General features: G+C 36.0%; 17 protein-coding genes and 1 pseudogene. 8 read left to right on the forward strand and 10 right to left on the reverse strand.

Annotated elements, in window-relative coordinates; translation table 11 throughout:
• The first annotated feature begins 61 nt into the window (after nucleotides 1-61).
• Both mtgA and ppk1 read left to right on the forward strand, forming a co-directional pair.
• The gene (mtgA, locus tag FTU77_RS06700) at nucleotides 62-739 is read left to right on the forward strand and encodes a monofunctional biosynthetic peptidoglycan transglycosylase (RefSeq protein WP_078193019.1); all 678 of its coding nucleotides are present in this window, start codon (nucleotides 62-64) and stop codon (nucleotides 737-739) included.
• 146 nt (nucleotides 740-885) lie between these two features.
• Entirely contained in the window at nucleotides 886-2967 is a 2082-nt protein-coding gene (gene ppk1, locus FTU77_RS06705; protein ID WP_180055375.1) for a polyphosphate kinase 1, read from the forward strand.
• A gap of 88 nt (nucleotides 2968-3055) precedes the next feature.
• On the opposite strand, the gene FTU77_RS06710 is transcribed toward ppk1, so the two are convergent.
• From FTU77_RS06710 to rubA, 5 genes are all read right to left on the reverse strand, one after another.
• Entirely contained in the window at nucleotides 3056-3667 is a 612-nt protein-coding gene (locus FTU77_RS06710) for a response regulator transcription factor (RefSeq protein ID WP_168379235.1), read from the reverse strand.
• 755 nt (nucleotides 3668-4422) lie between these two features.
• A complete protein-coding gene (gene oxyR, locus FTU77_RS06715; protein WP_078189933.1) occupies nucleotides 4423-5328 on the reverse strand; it encodes a LysR family transcriptional regulator OxyR in 906 nt (301 codons plus the stop codon).
• A gap of 11 nt (nucleotides 5329-5339) precedes the next feature.
• Nucleotides 5340-6278, reverse strand: coding sequence for an esterase EstB (gene estB / locus FTU77_RS06720; protein ID WP_078189932.1), 939 nt, complete (start codon nucleotides 6276-6278; stop codon nucleotides 5340-5342).
• Nucleotides 6279-6336: 58 nt separating this feature from the next.
• The gene (locus FTU77_RS06725; RefSeq protein ID WP_180024096.1) at nucleotides 6337-7515 is read right to left on the reverse strand and encodes an NAD(P)/FAD-dependent oxidoreductase; all 1179 of its coding nucleotides are present in this window, start codon (nucleotides 7513-7515) and stop codon (nucleotides 6337-6339) included.
• Between the two features lie 78 nt (nucleotides 7516-7593).
• On the reverse strand, nucleotides 7594-7758 hold the full coding sequence (rubA, locus tag FTU77_RS06730) for a rubredoxin RubA (protein ID WP_005179369.1): 165 nt from the start codon (nucleotides 7756-7758) through the stop codon (nucleotides 7594-7596).
• Between the two features lie 527 nt (nucleotides 7759-8285).
• Here rubA and FTU77_RS06735 point away from each other — a divergent pair.
• Entirely contained in the window at nucleotides 8286-8831 is a 546-nt protein-coding gene (locus tag FTU77_RS06735; RefSeq protein ID WP_078189930.1) for an adenine phosphoribosyltransferase, read from the forward strand.
• A 93-nt stretch (nucleotides 8832-8924) separates the two neighbouring features.
• Here the strand turns inward: FTU77_RS06735 and FTU77_RS06740 are convergent, their stop codons facing one another.
• Entirely contained in the window at nucleotides 8925-9431 is a 507-nt protein-coding gene (locus tag FTU77_RS06740) for a YqiA/YcfP family alpha/beta fold hydrolase (RefSeq protein WP_180055376.1), read from the reverse strand.
• A gap of 461 nt (nucleotides 9432-9892) precedes the next feature.
• Here FTU77_RS06740 and lysS point away from each other — a divergent pair, with 461 nt between their 5' ends.
• Entirely contained in the window at nucleotides 9893-11419 is a 1527-nt protein-coding gene (lysS, locus tag FTU77_RS06745) for a lysine--tRNA ligase (protein ID WP_180011039.1), read from the forward strand.
• 155 nt (nucleotides 11420-11574) lie between these two features.
• Nucleotides 11575-12336 carry an IS5 family transposase gene (locus FTU77_RS06750; RefSeq protein ID WP_180055377.1) on the forward strand — a complete coding sequence of 254 codons (762 nt, stop codon included), beginning with the start codon at nucleotides 11575-11577 and terminating at the stop codon, nucleotides 12334-12336.
• A gap of 312 nt (nucleotides 12337-12648) precedes the next feature.
• Here FTU77_RS06750 and trpS read toward each other — a convergent pair whose 3' ends face one another.
• Nucleotides 12649-13662: a tryptophan--tRNA ligase gene (gene trpS, locus FTU77_RS06755; RefSeq protein WP_180007457.1), complete on the reverse strand. Its 1014-nt coding sequence runs from the start codon at nucleotides 13660-13662 to the stop codon at nucleotides 12649-12651.
• A gap of 202 nt (nucleotides 13663-13864) precedes the next feature.
• Here trpS and FTU77_RS06760 point away from each other — a divergent pair, with 202 nt between their 5' ends.
• Both FTU77_RS06760 and FTU77_RS06765 read left to right on the forward strand, forming a co-directional pair.
• Nucleotides 13865-14791 carry a DUF808 domain-containing protein gene (locus FTU77_RS06760; protein ID WP_180042268.1) on the forward strand — a complete coding sequence of 309 codons (927 nt, stop codon included), beginning with the start codon at nucleotides 13865-13867 and terminating at the stop codon, nucleotides 14789-14791.
• Nucleotides 14792-14837: 46 nt separating this feature from the next.
• Nucleotides 14838-15743: a neutral zinc metallopeptidase gene (locus FTU77_RS06765; protein ID WP_180055378.1), complete on the forward strand. Its 906-nt coding sequence runs from the start codon at nucleotides 14838-14840 to the stop codon at nucleotides 15741-15743.
• Nucleotides 15744-15798: 55 nt separating this feature from the next.
• On the opposite strand, the gene FTU77_RS06770 is transcribed toward FTU77_RS06765, so the two are convergent.
• Entirely contained in the window at nucleotides 15799-16356 is a 558-nt protein-coding gene (locus FTU77_RS06770) for a hypothetical protein (protein ID WP_180055379.1), read from the reverse strand.
• Between the two features lie 218 nt (nucleotides 16357-16574).
• On the opposite strand from FTU77_RS06770, the pseudogene FTU77_RS06775 reads away from it, so the two are divergent.
• Nucleotides 16575-17108: pseudogene (locus FTU77_RS06775) on the forward strand (cation:proton antiporter); the annotation flags it as partial.
• Nucleotides 17109-17309: 201 nt separating this feature from the next.
• Here the strand turns inward: FTU77_RS06775 and FTU77_RS06780 are convergent.
• Together FTU77_RS06780 and FTU77_RS06785 are read right to left on the reverse strand one after the other, a co-directional pair.
• A complete protein-coding gene (locus FTU77_RS06780; protein WP_180055380.1) occupies nucleotides 17310-19622 on the reverse strand; it encodes an AAA family ATPase in 2313 nt (770 codons plus the stop codon).
• A gap of 439 nt (nucleotides 19623-20061) precedes the next feature.
• Nucleotides 20062-22476, reverse strand: a complete 2415-nt coding sequence (locus FTU77_RS06785) for a dynamin family protein (RefSeq protein WP_180055381.1) — start codon at nucleotides 22474-22476, stop codon at nucleotides 20062-20064.
• Between the last annotated feature and the right edge of the window lie 13 nt (nucleotides 22477-22489).

Consider the following 22489-nt stretch of genomic DNA (forward strand, 5'->3'; position numbering starts at 1 on the left):
TCAAAAAATTTAAAAATAAGCTTAACATGAAAAAACAGAATTTCTGGAGTAACACACTGACATGAAAGCCTTTATTGTTCGTACATTGTTAATTCTTGTCAGTCTTGTGCTTTTGGTGCAGCTTTGGATCTTTGGTAGTCTGGTGTGGTGGCGTACACATCCTGTGGAATCCACGATGATGATGCGATTAGATTATTGGTCAGAGCCGTCTAAACCGATTAAGCATGAATGGCGTGATTACGACCAAATCAGTGATTATGTCAAACATGCTGTTGTTGCCGCGGAAGATGGCAAGTTTTTACAACACAAAGGTTTTGATTGGGAAGGCATGCAAAATGCCTTAGAACGCAATAAAGATAAAGGCAAAGTAGTCGCAGGTGGGTCTACCATTTCTCAGCAATTGGCAAAAAACTTATTTTTGTATAACAAGCGTTCATTTATTCGAAAAGGGCAGGAAGCCGTTGCAACATGGATGATGGAGCGCATGTGGACGAAGCAACGCATTTTAGAGGTATATCTCAACTCGGTTGAGTTTGGGGATAACATTTACGGCGTAGAAGCTGCAACACAGCACTACTTTGGTAAAAGTTCAAGGAGTTTGAGTCGAGAGCAAGCAGCGTTTATTGCGGCTATTTTACCCAATCCAAAATATTATGATGAAAATCGACAAGATCGTAAGCTAAATTATCGTAAGCGCATGATCCAAAAATATATGCGTTATAGCCATATCCCAGATTAAGAACGATCTAAACACTCGTCAAATGGCATGGCAGTGATTTGAATTACAACAAAAAGCTCATATTAATGGGCTTTTTTTATGAAATTGTCACAAATTTGAAGCATACTAAACTGAGTACAGCACACATTTTTTAATATGGGTTTGAAATGAATACCGCAGCTGAAGTCGCGCAAGTACCTACTGAATATACTTATAATGATCGTTATATTAATCGAGAGTTATCGATTCTCGACTTTCATCTGCGTGTGCTCGAACAAGCGGTTGATCCGATACATCCATTACTTGAACGCATGAATTTCTTGCTGATCTTTTCACGTAACTTAGACGAATTTTTTGAAATTCGTGTTGCGGGAATGATGGAACAGCTAGACTTAGGTAATGAAAGCCGCAGTCCAGATGGCTTAACACCAAAACAAGTATTAGATGAAATTTCTGCGACAGCGCATGCGGCAATTGAGCGCCAGTATCGTATTTTAAATCAAGAAATTTTACCCAAACTGCGTGAAGAAGATATTTGCTTCTTACGTCGTGGTGAGTTAACCCCTGCACAGTCGGCATGGGTGAAAAAATATTTTCAAGAGCAAGTTGCTCCAGTCTTAACGCCAATTAGCTTAGATCCCGCACATCCATTCCCTCGCTTGGTCAACAAGTCGTTGAATTTTATTGTGACTTTAGAAGGGAAGGATGCGTTTGGCCGTCAGATTGACTTAGCCGTTGTACCTGCACCACGTTCGCTGCCACGTGTCGTTCGGCTTCCTGATGAATTAACCGGTGGCAAAGAGCATCATGTGATGCTATCGGCAATTATTCATGAACATGTCTCTGATTTGTTTCCCGGCATGACGGCGACGGGTTGCTACCAATTCCGCGTGACGCGTAATGCCGATTTGGCTTTAAATGAAGATGTTGAAGATTTGGCTAAAGCCCTCAAAGGTGAGTTGAATTCACGTCGTTTTGGTCGCGCCGTTCGCTTGGAAGTGACAGAAAATTGTCCGCAGCATATTTATGAATATTTGCTTGATGAGTTCGATTTAGAAGAAGAGCAACTCTATAAAGTAGATGGACCAGTTAACCTTGCACGTTTACTGTCAAACTTTAAACGTCCACATCTACGTTATGACGCGCATATTCCTGTTATACCGAAAGTACTCAAAAAATCTGAAAACATTTTTAGTGCGATGCAAAAGCAAGATATTTTGCTACACCATCCCTTTGAATCATTCGCACCTGTAATTAACCTACTGCGTGAAGCTGCACGTGATCCACAAGTTTTGGCCATTAAACAAACGCTTTATCGAAGTGGTGCAGACTCTGAAATTGTGCAAGTTTTAGCGGAAGCAGCACGTAATGGCAAAGAGGTTACCGCAGTAATTGAGCTTCGTGCACGATTTGATGAAGAATCAAATATTGCTGTAGCCAATGTATTACAAGAAGCGGGCGCAGTGGTGGTGTATGGCATCGTGGGTTATAAGACCCATGCCAAAATGATTTTGGTGGTACGCCGTGAAAATAATAAATTGGTGCGTTATGTGCATTTAGGTACGGGTAACTATCACGCGGGCAATGCGCGTATCTATACCGATTATGGCCTATTAACCACCGATAAAGAACTCTGCGAGGATGTACATCGCATTTTCCAAGAGCTGACCGGTATGGGCAAAATGGCGAAGTTGAAAAAATTGCTGCATGCGCCATTTACCTTACATGCTCAACTGATCAATTATATTGATAATGAAATTGCTAATGCTAAAGCAGGTAAGCCTGCGCAAATCATTGTCAAGGTTAATGCATTAACTGAAGTTCAGTTGATCAATAAACTGTATGAAGCGTCACAAGCGGGTGTACAGATTGATTTAATTATTCGTTCTATTTGTTGTTTGCGTCCGGGATTACCGGGGCTGTCTGAAAATATTCGCGTACGTTCTATTGTTGGCCGTTTCTTAGAACATACCCGAGTATATTATTTCAGTAATAATGGCGATGCACGGATTTACTGTTCAAGTGCAGACTGGATGGATCGTAATTTATTTAATCGTGTGGAAGCCTGTTTCCCAATTGAAGATCCAGCCTTGAAAAAGCGTATTTATCAATTAGGTTTAGTGAATTATCTAAAAGATAATCAGCAAGCTTGGTTACTCCAAAGTGATGGACGTTGGATTCGTTCCTATGTTCAAGAGGGCGAAGAAGCACATAATTCACAGCATGTACTTTTAGATGCATTTAAATAAATATGCTAAACAAAGTAAAAGGGAGCATCTGCTCCCTTTATTTTTTTAAATTTATAAATTGTTTTTGAATCCTTTATCTCAGCTAAATTTAGCTGTAGCTACAAATTTTGCGGTAGATATTTTTGACAAAACCATCAATTTGATAAGTAGAAAGTTTTAATTCATTGACCATCTGCTCTTGAGTCGCACTATGGCTGACCATATCTAAAATTTGATATTCAGCTGGATTTAGACTGAGCTGCTTCGGCGCTGCATTTTGCGGACTAAAAGTTTCACTCAATAAAAATTTAGCAAAACTAGGATGAAGGGCAGCGCCACCTCTTAAAATGGTTTTCAGTTGGTTATAAGTGTCTTCAATTGGTTGTTGAATCAACATATAGGCAGTTGCACCTAACTGAATCGCATGTAAAGTTAAATCTGCAGACTGTTCATTGACTAAAATGATGAGATTACTTGAAGGATAGATTTTCTTAATTTTATGTATGAATGAGATATCAGACTGTTGCGTGACCACTAAAAAGATTAAATTGGGCAATTGATTGAAAATTTGTTGTTCTGCATCTGCTAAATTTTCTGAAAATGTAATGAGGTCTTCAGGATAACCGAGGTCTCCTAAGATGTTAAACAGCACTGTTTTTGAAGTCATTGATTGATGATCAATGATCAAAACGGGTACTGGTAATAAAAATTCACTCATCATACATTTCGCTCATTTATTATTTTTAATCAAATTGCATTTCCATAATGTGCATGGAAGTGAATTAGAAAAATATACCTAGAAGTAGTGATTTATACATCAAAGTATAATTAAGTTATTGTGATATAATAGAATTTAATTAATGTATGGTTTTTTGTGTTTTTCATTATGTTGAATGCAAAGATTTATAGTTTTTTCGTTTTTATTTTTAGAATATTGATTAAATAATCATCAGATTTCGATTCGAATTGAAAATAATAAATGAAATGTGAAAGCAGTATTTTGACAACTAATAAATTGAACTGTTTCTGATGTGAGTTAATATTCACCTATTGCTTAGTTATTTTAAACATGAATATTAGTGACTATTTAAAATAATGTGATTTATTTCTCATGTATGGTTATTTTATAGCACAAAACATAATTATGAAAAAAGCCCTTTGAAAATGAATCAGACGTACTTTATCTAAAATACCTGAAACTAGTGATTTTAACGAAAGTTATATTTTACTAAGATGTATTAATCTTCTTACTTATCTGGCTAGTGTGAAGATATTATCGAGGCGATGAATTGAGATATACATCAAGTCATATATTACCTTATCAGGCTACCTATTTGGGTTAGCCTTTTCTTTTTTCTAGATACTATATTTTTATTTTAAATTTTAAATTCATCTCAATATTATTATTTCTGGATTATTAATTTCTGCAAAATAAAAAAGAGAGCACAGGGCTCTCTTTAATATTCATGGATTGAATTAGTGCAGATTACTGGTGATTTTCTGCAAGATTTGAAGCAATACATCAAATTCACTTTGAAGCGGCGTACTTTTACGCGTTACCAATGCTAATGTGCGTGTAGGACTAGCTTCTATTTCTTTCACAGCCAAATCTTCATTGGCTTTGATCATATTGGTATGAACTGCAATTTCAGGCAATAAGGTAAAGCCTAAATCTGCGGAAACCATTTCAACCAAAGTTGGCAATGAGCTTGCTTTTAAACGATGGTCATTTTTACGCTCACCAATTGGGCAAGCACTCAAAGCATGATCACGTAAGCAATGGCCTTCTTCAAGCAACATTAAACGAGATAAATCTAAGTCGTCTAACGATTTTGCTTGAGCTGCATTTTGGTCAGCTTTGTTGTACACCAAGAACAATTTTTCTTTGTTTACTTCTGCAACTTTCAAGCTACGTGTATCGAAAGGAAGAGCAAGTAATACGATATCTAGATTACCGTGCTCGAGTTTCTCAACAATTTTTTCACTTTGTGCTTCGTGTAAATGCAACTGAATTTTTGGTAATTGCTTATGCACTTCTTCTAATAATGGCGCAAGTAAGAATGGCGCAATAGTAGGAATGACCCCTAGATGTAAATCACCCGTTAGAGGTTCGCTCATTTCACGACTTAAACGCATTAGGTCTTGCGCATCTGCCAATAGAACTCGGGCTCGTCCGACAACTTGTTCGCCAAGAGGAGTTAAACGCACGTTTTGACGGTCGCGTTCTACCAATACGCCACCTAGTAAACGCTCAAGTTCCATGATCCCGCCAGACAAAGTAGACTGGGTGACAAAAGAACGACGCGCAGCTTCAGTAAAGTGTAGCGTTTCTGACAGTGTTACTAGATATGACAGCTGTCTTAAGGATGGTAATGCAGCCATAGTGTCCTAATTTATGATTTAAAGTGATCAGCAAACAAACCGCTAAGATATGGAATAAAATGCGGTGGGATATCATGCCCCATTCCATCAATTAATTCAAATTTAGCACCTGAAATAGCCTTTGCAACGGCCTTACCATGGCTTGGCGGCAGCAAACGGTCACGAGCTCCATGAACCACAATGGTTTTATGCTGAATTTGTTTATCCAACTGCAGCAGGGAACCTGTACATAATATTGCTAAAAACTGTTGAAGTACACCCGCTGGGTAATAACTCCGCTTATAGAGTTTACGTGCAGTTTGTATCGCTTCAAGCTGATTAATATAGCCTGGAGAGCCTATAATATTAAAAACTTTCAGACTATGGTTAATAATGCCATCTTCATCGTTAGATTCAGGTTTTTCAATTAGACTAAATAATTGCTTTGGAAATGGCGGTGGAAGTAAGGGTTGGATGTTACTGGTAAAAAGTAAGCTTAAGTTGTGGACTTTGTCGGGATAGCGTGCCGCCACGATTTGAGCGATCATGCCGCCCATCGAAGCACCTAAAATATGGACTTTATCCAGTCCCATACGATCAATTAATAGTGCAACATCGTCTGCCATATCGTATAGATCATAGGGCGCGCCTTGATTCTCTAGACCTAAGGCAAAACGTCCCATCAATTTAAAGGTGTTGAGACGTGGACCTGGGTTACGAATTTTACTGGATAGACCTATATCACGATTATCAAAGCGAATAACTCGGTAACCTTGATCTATTAGGGACTTACAAAAGAAATCGGGCCAATACAACATTTGTGCGCCGAGTCCCATAATCAGTAAGATTGCAGGATCTTCAGGATGACCACCCACCTCGACATGAAGTTCAATGCCATTGCCTAACTCTACGCGAGTTTCATGCATAAAAGAGGCATAAGGTGAAATATTAAACTGAAGGGCACTATTCATTGTTATTTTCCTTTAAAAAGGACGTCTATTATTATCAGGACGTCCTTGTATTTAAACCTTAAACTGAAGCGGGAATCAAGTCCGGAACCTGCTTAGTCAAAGTTAAGCGTTGCTTCCCAGCAGTTGCACCGAGCAGTACAAATCCACGTAATACGCCATCTTGATCAATCGCACGGGCAATCATGCCATCTTCAAGCTCTTCTGTTTCCCATTGGGTTTCTACATCAATTGGCGCAGGAAGGACAGTTAAAGGTGCAGCAGGTGTTTTAACAGCTACAGGCATGGCTGGATAATGCACAGCGGTATGTTCACCATTGAGGGTTTTTGCCAAAGCACGTGCTTGTTGCATGATCGGCATCACGTATGGCAGAAGGGTACCATTAACTTCAGCACAGTCACCGACAGCATAGATATCTGCCAAGTTGGTTTCTAAGCCTTTATTGGTTAATACACCGCGGCTGGTGTGAATGCCGGCTTGTTTTGCTAAGTTAATCTCAGGCTGTAGACCAATCGCAGACAACACAACATCTGCCACTAAGCTTTGACCATTGGCAAGGCTCACTTGATAGTCACCATTTTCAATACGTGACACTTTGTCGACTGTCGTACCTAAAACGAATTGAATACCCGTTTCTTCTAAATTGCTTTGGAATTTAGCTGCAACATGAGACGGCAGTAGGCGACCCAAAGGTTGCGGAGCTAAATCGACCACCGATACTTTCGCCCCAGTATTTTGGAGGTCGTTGGCAAATTCACAGCCAATCAAGCCTGCCCCTAAAATCACCACACGTTTATCTTCACGTGCTGCAAGCTGTTTACGGAAAGCTTTGTAGTGATCTAAATTGTTGACGACGTGAATGTCTTCACTGCCATCACCCGAAATAGCTAAGCGAATTGGATTTGCGCCGACTGCTAAAACGAGTTTTGAATATAGTTGTGTTTGAGTTCCATTTTGGCTTTCAATAGTAAGCTCATGTTTTGCTGCATCAATGGATTTAACCCAACTCTTATTGATGATTTGCATATTGAGTTGAGCCGACATTTTTTCGGCATCCCCTAGAGGGATTTGCTCAGGAGTTTTATTACCAACGAGCGCATTGGATAATGTCGGTTTAGCGTAGTTAATGGCATCATCCGCACAGATCATAATAAGTTCTAGTTCAGTATTTAACTTTCGAAATTCACGTGCAACGGCATATCCCGCCATACCAGAACCAATAATGACAATAGGGTGCATACTCAACTCCAAACACATTTCATATTTTTTTAAAGACAAAAAAAAGACCATAACGATGATGGCCTTAGATTCTATTTATTAGATTTCAACCATTTCAAAATCTACTTTTGAGACGCCACAGTCTGGGCAAGTCCAATCATCCGGGATATCTTCCCATTTTGTTCCTGCCACGATACCGTCTTGTGGCCAGCCTTCTGCTTCGTCATAAATCCATCCACAAACGATGCACTGATACTTTTTCATTCCATTCTCCAAAAACTGACACAAAATTAAGTCAGTAAATACTTCATAACTGTATAAGTTTATTCCTTAAGGTTAAATCGCCTTATACAGTAGACTCTTATGTTAAATTTTTACGCAGTTCTAACGATAAAGTAAAGTGGCTAAGAGTTTAATGAGTGAAATTAAAAGCAGAATGGCAGTGAGGGACAATAAATATCATCAAAACCCCAGATCTGGGAAAAATTGTCTGACAATATTTATGCCTATTGAAAGCTATATTGGAATTCATTTCCGTGAATTGGGTTCTAAATACCGCTTTTTCTATATTCATAGACTAAAGTCTTGCAGAAAAAAACTCTAAAATCTTTTATTTTATGATTAGGAAAATATATATTTGATATTTTTTAAATAAATACAACATTAATAATCAATAACTTATGTAAATTCACTGTATCTTAAATATGCATTTTGGTAGGGGGTTAGCTGTTCTTTTCTCTCAAATCGCGTTAAAATTCACACATTCCTTCCTTAATTTATTTTCTCCTATTATGAGTAATTCTACTGCTGCGGCATTGTGGTCTAACATTCGTACTGTCCAAGATTTTCCAAAACCAGGAATTTGTTTCTTTGACCTTACGCCGTTATTTATGAATAACATCGAATCGTTAACTGATGCCCTAATTGCAAGTATTCCAGCTGAGCAATTGGCAGAAGTAGATAGCTTTATTGCAGTTGAAGCGCGTGGTTTTGTTTTGGCAAGCTTACTTGCCCAGCGTACGGGTAAAGGTTTGGTCTTGGTACGTAAAGCAGGCAAATTACCACCACCAGTTGTCGGTGTGGGTTACAGCCTTGAATACGGTTTAGATCGTCTTGAAATGTCAGCTGAAATCGAATCACAAAAAGTAATTATTGTGGATGACGTATTGGCGACGGGCGGTACGCTTCGTGCAGTGAAACAATTGGCTGAAAAATGTAAACACCAAGTTTTAGGCGCAAGCATTTTCTTAGATTTGCCTGACTTGCATAAAGATTTAGGACTAAATATTTGGTCTGTTTTAGATGATAAAACACGTCCTGAAGCAGATGCTGCCTAAGCGTCAGTTTTAAAATGTAAAAAGCCTTGTCTATGACAGGGCTTTTTTATGTCTGATAAAAAAGACGTTGCTACTTATGATTAATCTTATGATTTATTTTTTTAAATAGTTTAATTCGAGATGTTGGATTAAATCATTAATATTTTCAGGGCATTGTAGACGATGGTGTCCGCCATCCATCACTTGAACTTGCATATAGTCTTCGAGTTGTTGTTCTGCTTCATACATATCTAAGATTTCATCGCCACGTTCGATATATGCAATTTGTGGAATATCGTGATCCAAATCCATTTCACTAATTGCAGGGTAGTCGTCGCGAAAGTCTGGATGCAGACTCGGGTTGGCAATTACACACGGAATACGATGAAACAGCGACATTTTCAAAGCCCAGTATGCCCCGAGACTATGACCGACGATGATATCGGGCTTAATGGTTTCAATACTCTCGTGGTAAAAGTCCGCAACAGTTTGAAAATTTAAGTTGCGATAGTCCACTTCAATGCAGAATTTTTGTTTTGCATTGATGGCATGGAACTTCGTAGATTCACGGGAAGAATCCAATCCATGTAAAAACAGAATTTTCGATAAGCAGGAAGTCATTGTTTTTCTACACACTGTTTTCAAACATTTTTGGATGTGTTGAATATTTTATTTTTCAACAATTTTATGACTTCATTGTAGAGAGAATTGTCAAAAAGAGAATTTAGCTTTTGGTCTAATTTATAGGCATTTAAAAGACTTTAGTCTTAAAGAAAATAGATTAAAAGGTTGAATTAAGTTATTGATATATATTTTAATGTATTGATAATTATAAGTATTTTTAAAGCTTTTAGTTATCATCTGATATCATTAAAATGTAGGTTTTCGAGCTTGAGTATTTTATTTTTATCTACTGCACATCTGTAAGATATGTTCTATGTCTACCTGAAGGTATAACGATTAAAACATCTTACTTCGATAAATTTCTACTTATTAAAAAAATGCGCGCATTGCTTACTGCTCAATTCAAAGGAAATCTGCTATGCTATGCAACTTCCGTTTTTTAACTATTTGAGACAGAGATGACGCAACATAACGCTCAATCGACTTCTGAACAAGCCATTTCCGAAAACGATTTAATTGCACAGCGTCATGCCAAGTTAGAGCACATCAAAGAGCACGCCAAGGAAACAGGTGTTAGCCCGTGGCCTAACACATTTAAGCGTGAACACTATGCACAAGACCTACAAGATCAATTCGCTGAAAAATCAAAAGAAGAAATTGAAGCAGGCGAAAAGGTTTATGTAAAAGTTGCTGGTCGTGTGATGTTGAACCGCGGTTCATTCATCGTAATCCAAGATATGACTGGTCGTATCCAACTTTATGTACCACGTAAAGAGTTGGATGCTGATGTTCTTGCAACTATTAAAGCACTCGATTTGGGCGATATAATTGCCATTGAAGGTTATATTGGTCGTTCTGGTAAAGGTGACCTGTATGTTCATATTGAACATTTTGAGCTTTTAACTAAATCACTTCGTCCTCTTCCAGACAAATTCCATGGTTTGACTGATACTGAAGTTAAATACCGTAAGCGTTATTTAGACCTCATCATGAACGAAGAAACACGTAAAACTTTTGAAATTCGTGCAAAAGTGGTGTCAGGTATTCGTTCATATTTGAGCAATGAGCGTTTCATGGAAGTTGAAACACCAATGATGCATGTGATTCCGGGTGGTGCGTCTGCGCGTCCATTCGAAACTCACCACAACGCATTAGATATGCCTTTATTTTTACGTATTGCGCCTGAGCTTTACTTAAAACGTTTGGTCGTTGGTGGTTTTGAGCGTGTGTTCGAAATTAACCGTAACTTCCGTAACGAAGGTGTATCAACACGTCATAACCCAGAATTCACCATGATTGAATTTTACCAAGCGTATGCAGACTACAAAGACCTGATGGCTTTGACAGAAAATATGCTTGAAAAATTGGCCATCGACATCTTAGGTTCGACTGATGTGCCTTATGGTGATGAAGTGTATAGCTTCAAAGGTCCATTCAAGAAAATTTCGATGTTTGATGCGATTCTTGAACACAACCCAACGTTCACTGCTGAAAATGTGGCTGACCGTGAGTTCCTTGCTAACTTCGTTAAAAATGAACTGAAAGAGCAAGTAAAACCTGGTTTTGGTTTAGGTAAACTTCAAACCATCGTATTTGAAGAAACTGTTGAAACTGAACTTCGTCAACCGACATTCATCACAGAATACCCTGCGGAAACTTCACCATTAGCACGTCGTAATGATGATAATCCACATATTACCGATCGTTTTGAATTCTTCATCGGTGGTCGTGAGTTGGCAAATGGTTTCTCAGAGTTAAATGACCCAATTGATCAAGCTGAACGTTTCCAAGCTCAAGTTGCCGAAAAAGATGCAGGCGATGATGAAGCAATGCATTACGATGCAGACTTCATTGAAGCATTGGAATACGGCTTACCTCCTACAGCGGGTGAGGGTATTGGTATTGACCGTTTGGTCATGTTATTTGCGAATGCTGCAAGTATTCGTGAAGTGATCTTGTTCCCACATATGCGTCATAAAAACTAATTTAGTTTTTGAAATAAAAAACCCGCTTAATGCGGGTTTTTTATTGTTTCAATAGTAAAATTTAAAATATTTACATTAGGGTCTGTTGACATTTGCTGTTCAAAAAAATAGCGAGAAAGTAGAATTCAATCGCCAAGCTAAATTCACTTCTCGCTATGCCTCATATAATGCTGAATGATCAACACTGGTCTAGGCTGAAATCTTACGGAGCAGTGCTCCTCATCTCCAAATTCGGTATTTATCTCAAACATAATTTAAGATTGTTTATCGAAGTAATCCTTTATCGGATTCGAACCGGATGTGCTTGGCGTGATTTACCCGATACTTTCGGCAAGCCAAACTCTATTTTTAAGAAGTTTAGTCGATGGAGTAAAGACAGTAAGTTACTCAGAATATTTAAATTATTGTCTAGTCATGCAGATTTAGAGTGGATCTTTATTGATGCCAGTCATGTCAGAGCGCATCAGCATGCGACAGGTATTAATTATCAAGCTAATTCTAAAAGTATCGGTGGAAATAGTTCTAAAATCCATTTAGCTGTTGATGCGAATGGAAATCCTATCGAGTTTATTATTGTTGATGGCACGACTCATGATGTGAAAGTTGCACCTGCTTTAATAGATGCTTTGGAATTAAAAGAAACGAAAATCTTATGTGCAGATAAAGGCTATGATTCAGAAAGTTTCAGAAAGAAAATTAGAGAAAGTAATACGAAAGCAAACATTCCTCGAAGATCAAATGCCAAATCTAGCAATGATGATATGGACTGGTATATGTATAAAATCAGACATTTAGTTGAACATGCATTTTGTAGATTAAAACAATTTAGAGGAATTGCCACAAGATACGATAAGCTAAAACGTAACTATCAAAGCGCTGTTGCTTTAGCTTGTATATTTATATGGTTGCCTCTTTAGCTCAATTTATCGGGTGTAAATGTCAACACACCCTAATTTTCAGACAAAAAAATACGCAATGATTGGGGTGTTCATTGCGTATAACAACGAATCTGTTTCCACAGGTTCGGTAAAGGAGAAATGTTATGAATTTAGGTATTCCTAAAACATAAATAGATAATAGAGTGAACGGTCAGTCATTTCATTGGTGTTCACGTTAAGTGATGTTACCTAACGTTAAAACTAAGGAGATTTTGTGAATACCTTCACAAAAAGTGCCTATAAAAAAGCCTTTCACATTGGAAAGGCTTAATTGTATAGAATTTTTTAAATTTAGAAGTGGAAAACACCCAGTCCAGATTTAATTTCATCTAACGTTTGTTGGGTAATATCACGGCATTTATCGGTACCGGTTTTTAAAATATCCATGATGTAGTCAGGATCTTTTTGCAATTCTAAACGGCGTTCACGGATCGGGCCGATCAGCTCTTTTAGCACACCTTCAAGACGTTTTTTTACAGTACCATCGCCTAGGCCACCACGACGATAGTGTTCTTTCAGTTCTGCAACAGCGTCTTTATCAGGGTCGAATGCATCAAGGTAAGTAAAGACCACGTTACCTTCAACTTGACCTGGATCTTCAATACGTAAATGATTTGGATCAGTATACATTGCATTAACAGCTTTCTTGATATCTTTATCAGTCGCGTCAAGCACAATGGTATTGCCCAAAGATTTAGACATTTTTGCTTTACCATCAAAACCTGGCAAGCGGCCGACATTAGAGAGTAAAGCTTTACATTCAGGAAGTACGTCACGACCAATTTGACGGTTTAAACGACGAACAATTTCGTTGGTTTGTTCAATCATTGGAATTTGGTCTTCGCCCACTGGAACGACAGATGCTTTAAACGCTGTAATATCGGCAGCTTGAGCTACTGGATAGCATAAGAAACCTGCAGGAATATCACGCTCAAATCCACGCATTTGAATCTCAGATTTGATGGTTGGATTACGCTCTAAGCGAGAAACCGTCACAAAGTTCAAATACAACATGGTCAATTCATTCAATGCTGGTAAGCATGATTGAACGCAAATCGTGGTTTTGGTTGGGTCAATTCCTACAGCAAGATAATCGGTTGCGACTTCAATAATATTGCGACGAACTTTTTCGAAGTTATCGGCATTATCAGTTAAGGCTTGAGCATCAGCTAAAAGAAGATGTTGATGATGCGAATCTTGTAAACCTACACGTGAACGTAAAGAACCTACAAAATGACCTAAATGTAATTGTCCAGTCGGACGGTCGCCAGTCAAAATCACTGGACGATTATCTTGAGTACTCATTATCTGTTCCAAAGTGGTAGTCAAAGCTACGGCTGATTTTCAAAGAATGTCCCCATTGTACGGCATTCTATTTTTGATTGTTACTGACACAGCACAATTGACTGAAAAATGGGTGAATATTTTGTTAATTATTAAAAAACTAAATACAATTTTAGCGTTAAATAGAATTAGAATATTAAAAAATGCCTAAAGGATAAAAATAATGGCGAGTAGCTTATTAATCTTACTTGATGATATTGCAACTGTGTTGGATGACGTTGCTGTGATGAGTAAGATGGCAGCCAAAAAAACAGCGGGTGTCCTTGGAGATGATTTAGCACTGAATGCACAACAAGTCAGTGGTGTCCGTTCCGATCGTGAACTTCCTGTCGTTTGGTCTGTCGCCAAAGGATCTTTTGTTAATAAATTAATTTTGGTTCCGGCTGCTTTATTGATCAGTGTGGTTGCACCTTGGCTGATTACACCGCTTTTGATGATTGGTGGTTTGTTTTTGTGCTATGAGGGTGTGGAAAAAGTCCTGCATAGTTTGCATCATAAAAAAGCCAAAACAGAAGAAGTTGCTCGTGAAGAGATGACTAATATTGAAACGGATTTGGTGACTTTTGAGAAAGAAAAAGTCAAAGGTGCAATCCGCACAGATTTTATTTTATCTGCTGAAATTGTCGTAATTTCATTGGGTACGGTGGCAACCGCGGCATTTGGGACTAAGGTCATGGTGCTTTCGGTGATTGCGATCTTAATGACTGTTGGTGTTTATGGTTTTGTCGCGATGATTGTCAAAATTGATGACTTAGGACTTTATCTCACTCAACAAGCGTCACAATTTAAAAAGACCGTTGGACAAGGTTTGTTGGCATTTGCACCTAAGTTGATGAAGACATTGACCATTGTAGGTACGATTGCCATGTTTTTAGTGGGTGGTGGCATCATTACCCATGGTGTACCTTTGCTACACCATTTTATTGAAGGCTCTGTAGATTATGCAGAACATATTCCTACAGTTGGCAGTATTGTGGGTGCATTAACACCGACTTTAATCAATTTAGTGACAGGTTTTATTGCAGGTTTAATCGTGCTGTGCGTCGTATCTTTAGTTCAAAAAGTATGGCCAAAGTCGCAAAAGGATTAATCTGTAAACGCACGGATATCAACTATTTTATATAAGGAAGATCACTATGCGCTGGAAAGGTCGAAGAGTTAGTTCAAACGTAGAAGACCGTCGCGGTGGTGGCGGTGCAAAAGCGGGTGGGATCAGTATTCTCGGTTTGGTTGTGGCATTTGTTGCGTGGAAGTTTTTTGGTGTCGATCCGCAGCAAGCTTATCAGGCGACTAAACAAGTGACATCACAGGGGCAAATGGCTGAAGTCAAAGGTCTGGATAATCCAACACCTGAACAACAAGAAGCGATGGATTTTGTTGGAACGGTTTTGGCTGATACGGAAGATACATGGACTAAAGTCTTCCAAGAACAGTTAAATGCCCAGTATAAACCGCCTAAGTTGGTTATGTTTAATGGTGTGGTCAACTCGGGTTGTGGTACAGCACAAGCTGCAATGGGGCCGTTTTATTGCCCAGCAGATCAAAAGGTCTATATTGATACTACATTCTTTAAAGATATGCGTACGCAAATGGGCATTACGGGTGAACAAAATCAAACTGAATTGAGTCGTCAAGATCAGGCGGGTGATTTTGCGCAAGCCTATGTGGTTGCCCATGAAGTTGGACATCATATCCAAACGATTTTAGGCATTTCTGATCAAGTTCAACAAGCCCGTGCGCAAGCCTCAAAAGCTGAAGGTAATCGTTATTCGGTCATGCAAGAACTACAAGCAGACTGCTTTGCGGGTATTTGGGCGCATCATAATCAACAGCGTACCCAATTTTTAGAGCAGGGCGATGTAGAAGAAGCGATGGACGCTGCACATAAGATTGGTGATGACTATTTACAGAAAAGTGCAACTGGGCAAGTGGTACCAGATAGCTTCACGCATGGCACCAGTGAACAACGTATGAAATGGTTCCAGACAGGGTTGAAATCAGGCAATATCAATAGCTGCGATACCTTTAATCAAGCCATTTAAAACAAAAAAAGAGGATGCAAACATCCTCTTTTTTCATTGATAAATTGATTGAAGCTCATTTGTTGAGAAATGATCTAAAGTTTCGAACAATACGATAGCTCACATACAAGGCGGCAAATGCAAATAAAGCCACGCCAAAAACAGTATATTTAAGGCCTGAAATATCGTTTTGATAGAACTGTTTTAATTGGGCATCGCTATAGCGTAATTGTTGTTTTTGTCCAGTGCGGCTATTGGTGAAACTCACATTTTGGATATATTGAAATTGTCCGATTTTCAGTAAATCGAGGTGTTGAATTTGTCGGGTGTGTTGCTGATTAAATTCATCGAGACAAATATCTTGTGCATAGTTTTCACAATTCAGTTTGGCAAGATAACCATTATTCGCCAGCATGATAAATATCGCACGATCGGGTGATTCATTATTGGAGACCAAAACCAATTGTTCTTTGGGCGTTGAATTCAGTGAGATGGTTTTTGCCTGACTAAAATAGTGCTCAGCACGTAAAATTTCCTGCGTCTTGCTATAGCAAGTGAGGATCAGGGCCGCCGTAATGATAAAGATCACCGCAGCAAAAAAGAGTCGAAAAACAGTTTTAATAGTCTGATGCATAGGAGAAATCATGTAGATGATGAGAATGCATAAAATCTATGCAGCCTTGCTATGTTAAATGATCTTGATAAAAGATGTGAAAAAAACTGAATTTATACACGGTATTTAGATAAAATTCGTTAAAATATTTTATTTTTAAATACCAAATAATTTAGTATTTATTTTTAAAATACCTATATCTCACTCTGTAGGCGACAGAGCACCAAATTGGGAACGAAATGGGAAATTATTTTTTTCTACAGGTTTTTACCGTTATTTTTGCACTTTCGATTGCAACCACGATTTTTAATAAACGTATCTTGGGTTTTCCACAAGCCATAGGTGTTCCCATTGTTTCTGCAATTTTTGTCTTTATTTTGCAATGGGGTGCGAGTTTACTCAATGGCAATCAATTTGTGACGATTAATTTGCACAATATCGAAGAAGCCGTTCGTCATATCGACTTTTATGACTTTTTAATTAATGGCGTGATTTGTTTTATTTTGACCTCTTCTGCCTTGAAATTTAAAGTTTCAGATTTACGTTTGCATTGGAAGCCGATCAGTATTTTGGCCAGTATAGCCTTGGTGCTTTGTGCGGTGTTCTTTGGTGTTGCTCTGTATGGTTATCAGTTCTTAATTGGTCATCATGTTGATTTATTAGTGTTGTTGTTATTAGGTGCTGCTTTAGGTGCGACTGACCCGATTGGGGTTAAAGGTGTACTAAGTTCGGTGCGTGCGCCACATCATTTGATGGTGAAATTAGAAGGTGAATACACCATAATTATCAATAAGGAATTTTCACTAACTCATTAAAAATATACAAAAATATTTTTTAATGAAAAATTCCATATTTTATTAAAAAAATACTTAAAAAAGCTCTTTTTTCGAATAAAAAATTCCGTATTTTTTGAGCACTCCCCCCTAAAAAAAGCTCCTCATTATTAAGAACCAAATGACGGGGGGCGGACCTGATTACAAACCAGTTATAAATTGTAAAGTGTCTTTAGCGTAATATTGAACTGTAGAGAAATCTAAATCTTGTATCTTTGTATCGAAAGATTCAGCATGATGATAAGTTTTTGAAAACTCATTGATTCTCTCAATAGAACTAAATTTTCCATGTTTATCGTAAAATATACTTGAGTGATCGGTTTCTTGACGGATCTTCGTAATCATGTCGCCTAGCCACATTCCTTTGATAAACTCTTTCGGATATAAAAATCTTAAATAAGCTTCCAAAATAGGACGTATAGATCTAGCTATTTCTACTTTATCTGCTTCACGGCCATTGGAAACAAAATCATAAAGTTTGTTATATTCTTTATGATATGAGTGAAGTACATAAGAATCATAATTGTCTCTGTCAATCATTTTGCTAGAAATATATTTCGCACTATCAGGCTTGAGAGGATCTAAATCCTTATATGAAACTTCAATTTCAAAACAATTGGTATTCTTTGATAGAATTGAGTGTTTATAGATATCAGATAGGAAGAAAGGGTCATGACTAAAGACGAATGTTTGATATTTATTTTGGAGCAGTTTTGCAATTTGAATAATAGTTGCATCTTTACGATACCTATCTAGAGATGACATTGGATCATCAAGAATGATGATTGAATTATCATTATTACGTTTTGAGAATCTAGATAAGAAAAAAGATAAAGCCAATGCAGATCTATCACCAAGACTTAGAATATGCTCAAAAATATGGTGATGTTGCTCTTCATCTAGAGCAGAAAGTTCATTATTAATAAAGGTGATGACATATTTTAATCGTGTTGAACCTCCCTTGCCACGATTGTCTTTTTCCAACTCTTTTATACGAATCATAGAGTGAAAACTTTGTAATATTTCATTGATTGAATCCTTATGATTTTTAATACTTTCCTCTTGCTCTTTAGTTATTTCTTCACGTAGTTCTTTTATTTTACTCGTATTTTCAGTTTTTAAGCTCTCCAACCTTTTAATTTCCTTAAGTGCTTTTATAATTTCAGGCGAAAATCTTAATTTTGATGCTTCTATTTCATCTATTTGAGACTGTATAGATTGCATTGTATCTTTTGCTAAACTATCTATAAATTTTTTAATGGCTTCATTAAATTTATTAACTTGATTATTGTAATCAGTAAAATCTAAACCATCGAATATTTCATGAAAAATTCCATGAAATATTGTTAGATCTATCTTTGATAATAAATCTTTCTTTTTCTCCCTGACTAGTTTATAGCTCTCTAATTCAAGGTTAGTAGAAAGCCTGTCAAGAAGAGAAAAATTATAATCTAAAGAAATCTCATCTAGCCGATCTGCCCACTCACGGATTATTTCTTTATTAATCTTTACAATTTGTTCTAGTTTTTCAATTTTTATACCAATCTCTATTACATTTAACTCAAAGTCACGACCAGAGAGCTCGAAGTTATTACTTGCAGTTAGGTAGGACTCATTTATAAATTCCTGATATAAATGAAATATTGGTGATGATGACAATGACTGAGCACAGAACGGACATTGGTTTGATTCAGTAACTAAATTTGTACCTAATTCAATCCATTGCTTATCTTGTTCCTTAAGATTATGTGCGATATGCAGATTTACTTTTTCTTCTGCCTCTTTGGAAAGAGTCTCTATATTGAGAGTAAAAATGTCGGTATCTAATTTTGGTTTATCAAGTGATAAAAGCGATAGATTTTTACGTTTCTTAAAGTGTTCAACGCTTTTAAGATCTTGAAGCTGTTCTTTCAAAATCTCAATTTTCTTATCACAATCTAGAATTTCCTTTATAGACTGAATTTGAGTAATTGTTTTTGAAGGAAATTTAGTGAATAGTGGAATTGTAATAGGTGAAATTTGAGCTGTTAGATTTTCATTTTCAGACTTTAAATGGTCTATTTTTTTTTCTTTTTCAACTGATACATATCCAAGTGAGAAATCATAGTAGTTTGATAATTGTTTACGATCTTTACTATTAGGAATATATAGATTGTTGTCTATAAATGCTTGGTTAAATACTCGAAAGGTGAAATCAGATTGTAAATTATCTAATGATAGATTGTAAGAGTTAAACTTAAGTTGAAGATTTTGTTTACCTTGTGACTCAATTGGCTGTAAAGCTTTAATACTAGATTTATCTTTAAGGTTTATACTTTCAAATATTTTACATAACGTGGATTTTCCTGAACCATTTCTTCCGTAGATTAAATTTAGTTGATCAAAGGTTTGATTTAGCCCCCCCTTATGTTGCCACTGTTTAATATTTTCGATTTTTAATATTTTTTCTAACATGTTGTCTCCCTAGATATTATTTAGATAATTCTGTTAGAATAACAAATATATACTTTAGTTTTTATCTATTTTTTTTATTTGAAATTAATTAAAGTAAGCATCATGAAAAAATGAAATTTAGGAAAATTATCAATTATCTTTAAATTGGTGAACGAATAATGAGAAAGTAAAGATAACTTTTTAAGTTGTTGGGATGCTAGTACTATGGATATTGAGATTTTTATTAAATTTTTTAGTTATGAATTTTTATAACAATGCTATTGATGTATATTTCACCAATAACAGTCCACTAACTCCATTTAAGAGTAGTCGACTGAGTTCACTCAAAAGTCGACCATATTAAGTCTAAAAAATGCTTTAGTAGACCAAACTTAATCTGGCAGTTTCTATAACCATCCCATGACTGCCAGATCAAATTCTTCATAATTCAAAATTAAAATTATTGTAACAATCCATCTAGAATCGATTTCTTTAACTCTAATTTTTCGATAATACTTTCCACATTATCTAAATCATTTTTCTTTACTATTGGAACTATATTAGATAAAAACTCATCAAAAGTTTTTGCAAATTTATGATTTTCATTTTCCATGGCGGCTAATAATAGCTTAACCTGCTTATCAACACCATTAATAAATACTAATTCAAGATCTATGGCTGGAATAACAGCTGTAATCAAGATTTTTTTAAGGCTGTTAATATCATTGTTAATTTCTTTGATTACCATCTCCTTCGTAGTACTAGGACGTATGTTATATCTATCTAAGATGACTTGTGGATTAGGGATTTTTTCAACAATTGAAGCTGGAACAACATCTCTAAATGTACTCAGTATTTTATTTAAAGATTCAATAGCTTGGTTAGAACCATTAATACCATTTGCAAGTCTAATTACATCCATTGTGAGCTTTGGAAGTGTACTTACAGCATCGATGATTAAAGAACTTTCATTTTGGCTTAAAAGCAAGTTAACAAGATTACCTTGCCCTTTAGAATAATAATGATCTAGGTGTATTACTTCATGACTAGATCTTTCAAAACGATTCATCCGATCATGGCTTGCTATTGGAGAGTTTAAAAGGATATCAAATATGTCTCTGGAAAATCTTTCCACAAGATATGTAAATCTATATGAATTGTGAGCAACTTCTGAAGTAATTTTATTTATTATGTTTTCACATAGTTCTTGAATTTCTTCACTATATGAAGTATTACCAGTTACAGCACTTGAAAACTCTTTAAGCAATAAAACTTCAATTTCTTTACAGTTTTCATTAGTAATCTCTTTGATTAAGTTAAGATAATCTTCCAAATACTGGAGATGAATTTCATCTCTCATATGTCTATTGACTTTCTCAACCTGTAAATCGACACGAATACTTTCATCAGTAAGAATTCTTACTTTATCAAAAAACTCCTCTTCAATTTCTTTAAAATATTTATTACTTTCAATTTCTTCTTGAATTTTTCCAGATAGCCATTTTTCATTATGGATTTGATGTTTTTTATGAAAAATAAATGCTTTTAGTTGCTCTCTTAATCTTTTCTGAATTTTTCGATATTCTGTAGTAATAATCAAACTTTTTTGCTTATCAGAGGAAATGTCAAGGTTATAGTTTGAATCATTATTTTGATGAATTTCATTAAAAATCATTTTTATACATTTTAAATTTGTATTAACTTTTTGCTTTAATATTTGAAATCTTTCAGTTTGATAATAATGCTCTAATTCAGATCTGATTGCCTCTATACCCGAATCCATTTCATATTTACATATATAGTCTTTATCTTTAATTATTGATTTTTCAGAAACAAGATACTTATATGCTGATCCAGAGAATACTCTTTTTTCTGTACCAATTTTATATTTTAGGACATCATTTTTTAATATTTCATAGTTACCATTTAATTGTTCAGAATTATTCACTCTATCAATTTGATTACCAAAAACAAATAACTTATCTTTTAAAGCAATACCATCACTATCAGTATTATTTTTAATAACACTTAAAGATGTTCCTTGAATACTCGGGTTGGTTCCAGCATTTGTAACTAGAATAATAGCATCAGCATTTTTTAAACGCTCTTCAGTTTGACGAATGTGTAGCTTTGTTGGAGAGTCAAAACCAGGAACATCATAAATTATTGCTGTTTCAATCTGATTTAACTTAGAAGATTCAATTTCTATTTTTTTCACACTTCTTGGTTTTGAAGTGTCATTTTTTTCTCCTTTAATATACGTTTGAAATTTATCTTCGTTTAACTCATCTCCATGAAATTCTATCTTTCCTCCATTTAGTGTCAATTTTGACTTAGATTTCAAAATATCTAAGATCTCTTGATCTGTTTTACCTACATGATTTTTATGTAGTTGATTATTTTTTTCTTCTAAATTAGCAAAGTAGGTCTCAAATTCATTACTGTCTAAATCTTTAAAATTAACGCTTGTTGCTGCTGGATATTCAAGCTCTAAAAGCATGTCTTGAAAAATTTGATTAAATTCAGCTTCAGTATAAAACTCTACAGTAGCTTTATCAGATCCGCTAACTAATCTCGTTGTAGTAAAAGTACATCGTTCGGGTGCGGAAGGTAATACATAGTTATCAATCAGGGCATTAGCAAAAGTGGACTTACCAGCCTTCTCTAAGCCAACAATAGCGATTTCAAACTCATTACTTTCTAATTTGTGTTTGAGCTTTTTGTTCTTCTCATGATAGTTTTTAAGTTTTTCAAGTTGCTGACTATTTAACAGCTCTAAATCTACGTTGCTAATTAATTTGTTAATTAATAAGCTTATTCGATCTATTTCATTGATTAACGTTGTTTTTTCCATTTCATATGAATGTGCATTCATAAATTAACCCCAG

The organism is Acinetobacter sp. YH12142, assembly GCF_013418435.1.
In the GTDB taxonomy this organism is placed as follows: domain Bacteria; phylum Pseudomonadota; class Gammaproteobacteria; order Pseudomonadales; family Moraxellaceae; genus Acinetobacter; species Acinetobacter amyesii.

Excerpts from the sequence above, each read along its gene's own strand:
- mtgA (WP_078193019.1), top strand. The coding sequence starts at position 62 with ATGAAAGCCTTTATTGTTCGTACATTGTTAATTCTTGTCAGTCTTGTG.
- ppk1 (WP_180055375.1), top strand. The coding sequence starts at position 886 with ATGAATACCGCAGCTGAAGTCGCGCAAGTACCTACTGAATATACTTAT.
- FTU77_RS06710 (WP_168379235.1), bottom strand. The coding sequence starts at position 3,667 with ATGATGAGTGAATTTTTATTACCAGTACCCGTTTTGATCATTGATCAT.
- oxyR (WP_078189933.1), bottom strand. The coding sequence starts at position 5,328 with ATGGCTGCATTACCATCCTTAAGACAGCTGTCATATCTAGTAACACTG.
- estB (WP_078189932.1), bottom strand. The coding sequence starts at position 6,278 with ATGAATAGTGCCCTTCAGTTTAATATTTCACCTTATGCCTCTTTTATG.
- FTU77_RS06725 (WP_180024096.1), bottom strand. The coding sequence starts at position 7,515 with ATGCACCCTATTGTCATTATTGGTTCTGGTATGGCGGGATATGCCGTT.
- rubA (WP_005179369.1), bottom strand. The coding sequence starts at position 7,758 with ATGAAAAAGTATCAGTGCATCGTTTGTGGATGGATTTATGACGAAGCA.
- FTU77_RS06735 (WP_078189930.1), top strand. The coding sequence starts at position 8,286 with ATGAGTAATTCTACTGCTGCGGCATTGTGGTCTAACATTCGTACTGTC.
- FTU77_RS06740 (WP_180055376.1), bottom strand. The coding sequence starts at position 9,431 with ATGACTTCCTGCTTATCGAAAATTCTGTTTTTACATGGATTGGATTCT.
- lysS (WP_180011039.1), top strand. The coding sequence starts at position 9,893 with ATGACGCAACATAACGCTCAATCGACTTCTGAACAAGCCATTTCCGAA.
- FTU77_RS06750 (WP_180055377.1), top strand. The coding sequence starts at position 11,575 with ATGCCTCATATAATGCTGAATGATCAACACTGGTCTAGGCTGAAATCT.
- trpS (WP_180007457.1), bottom strand. The coding sequence starts at position 13,662 with ATGAGTACTCAAGATAATCGTCCAGTGATTTTGACTGGCGACCGTCCG.
- FTU77_RS06760 (WP_180042268.1), top strand. The coding sequence starts at position 13,865 with ATGGCGAGTAGCTTATTAATCTTACTTGATGATATTGCAACTGTGTTG.
- FTU77_RS06765 (WP_180055378.1), top strand. The coding sequence starts at position 14,838 with ATGCGCTGGAAAGGTCGAAGAGTTAGTTCAAACGTAGAAGACCGTCGC.
- FTU77_RS06770 (WP_180055379.1), bottom strand. The coding sequence starts at position 16,356 with ATGCATCAGACTATTAAAACTGTTTTTCGACTCTTTTTTGCTGCGGTG.
- FTU77_RS06780 (WP_180055380.1), bottom strand. The coding sequence starts at position 19,622 with ATGTTAGAAAAAATATTAAAAATCGAAAATATTAAACAGTGGCAACAT.
- FTU77_RS06785 (WP_180055381.1), bottom strand. The coding sequence starts at position 22,476 with ATGAATGCACATTCATATGAAATGGAAAAAACAACGTTAATCAATGAA.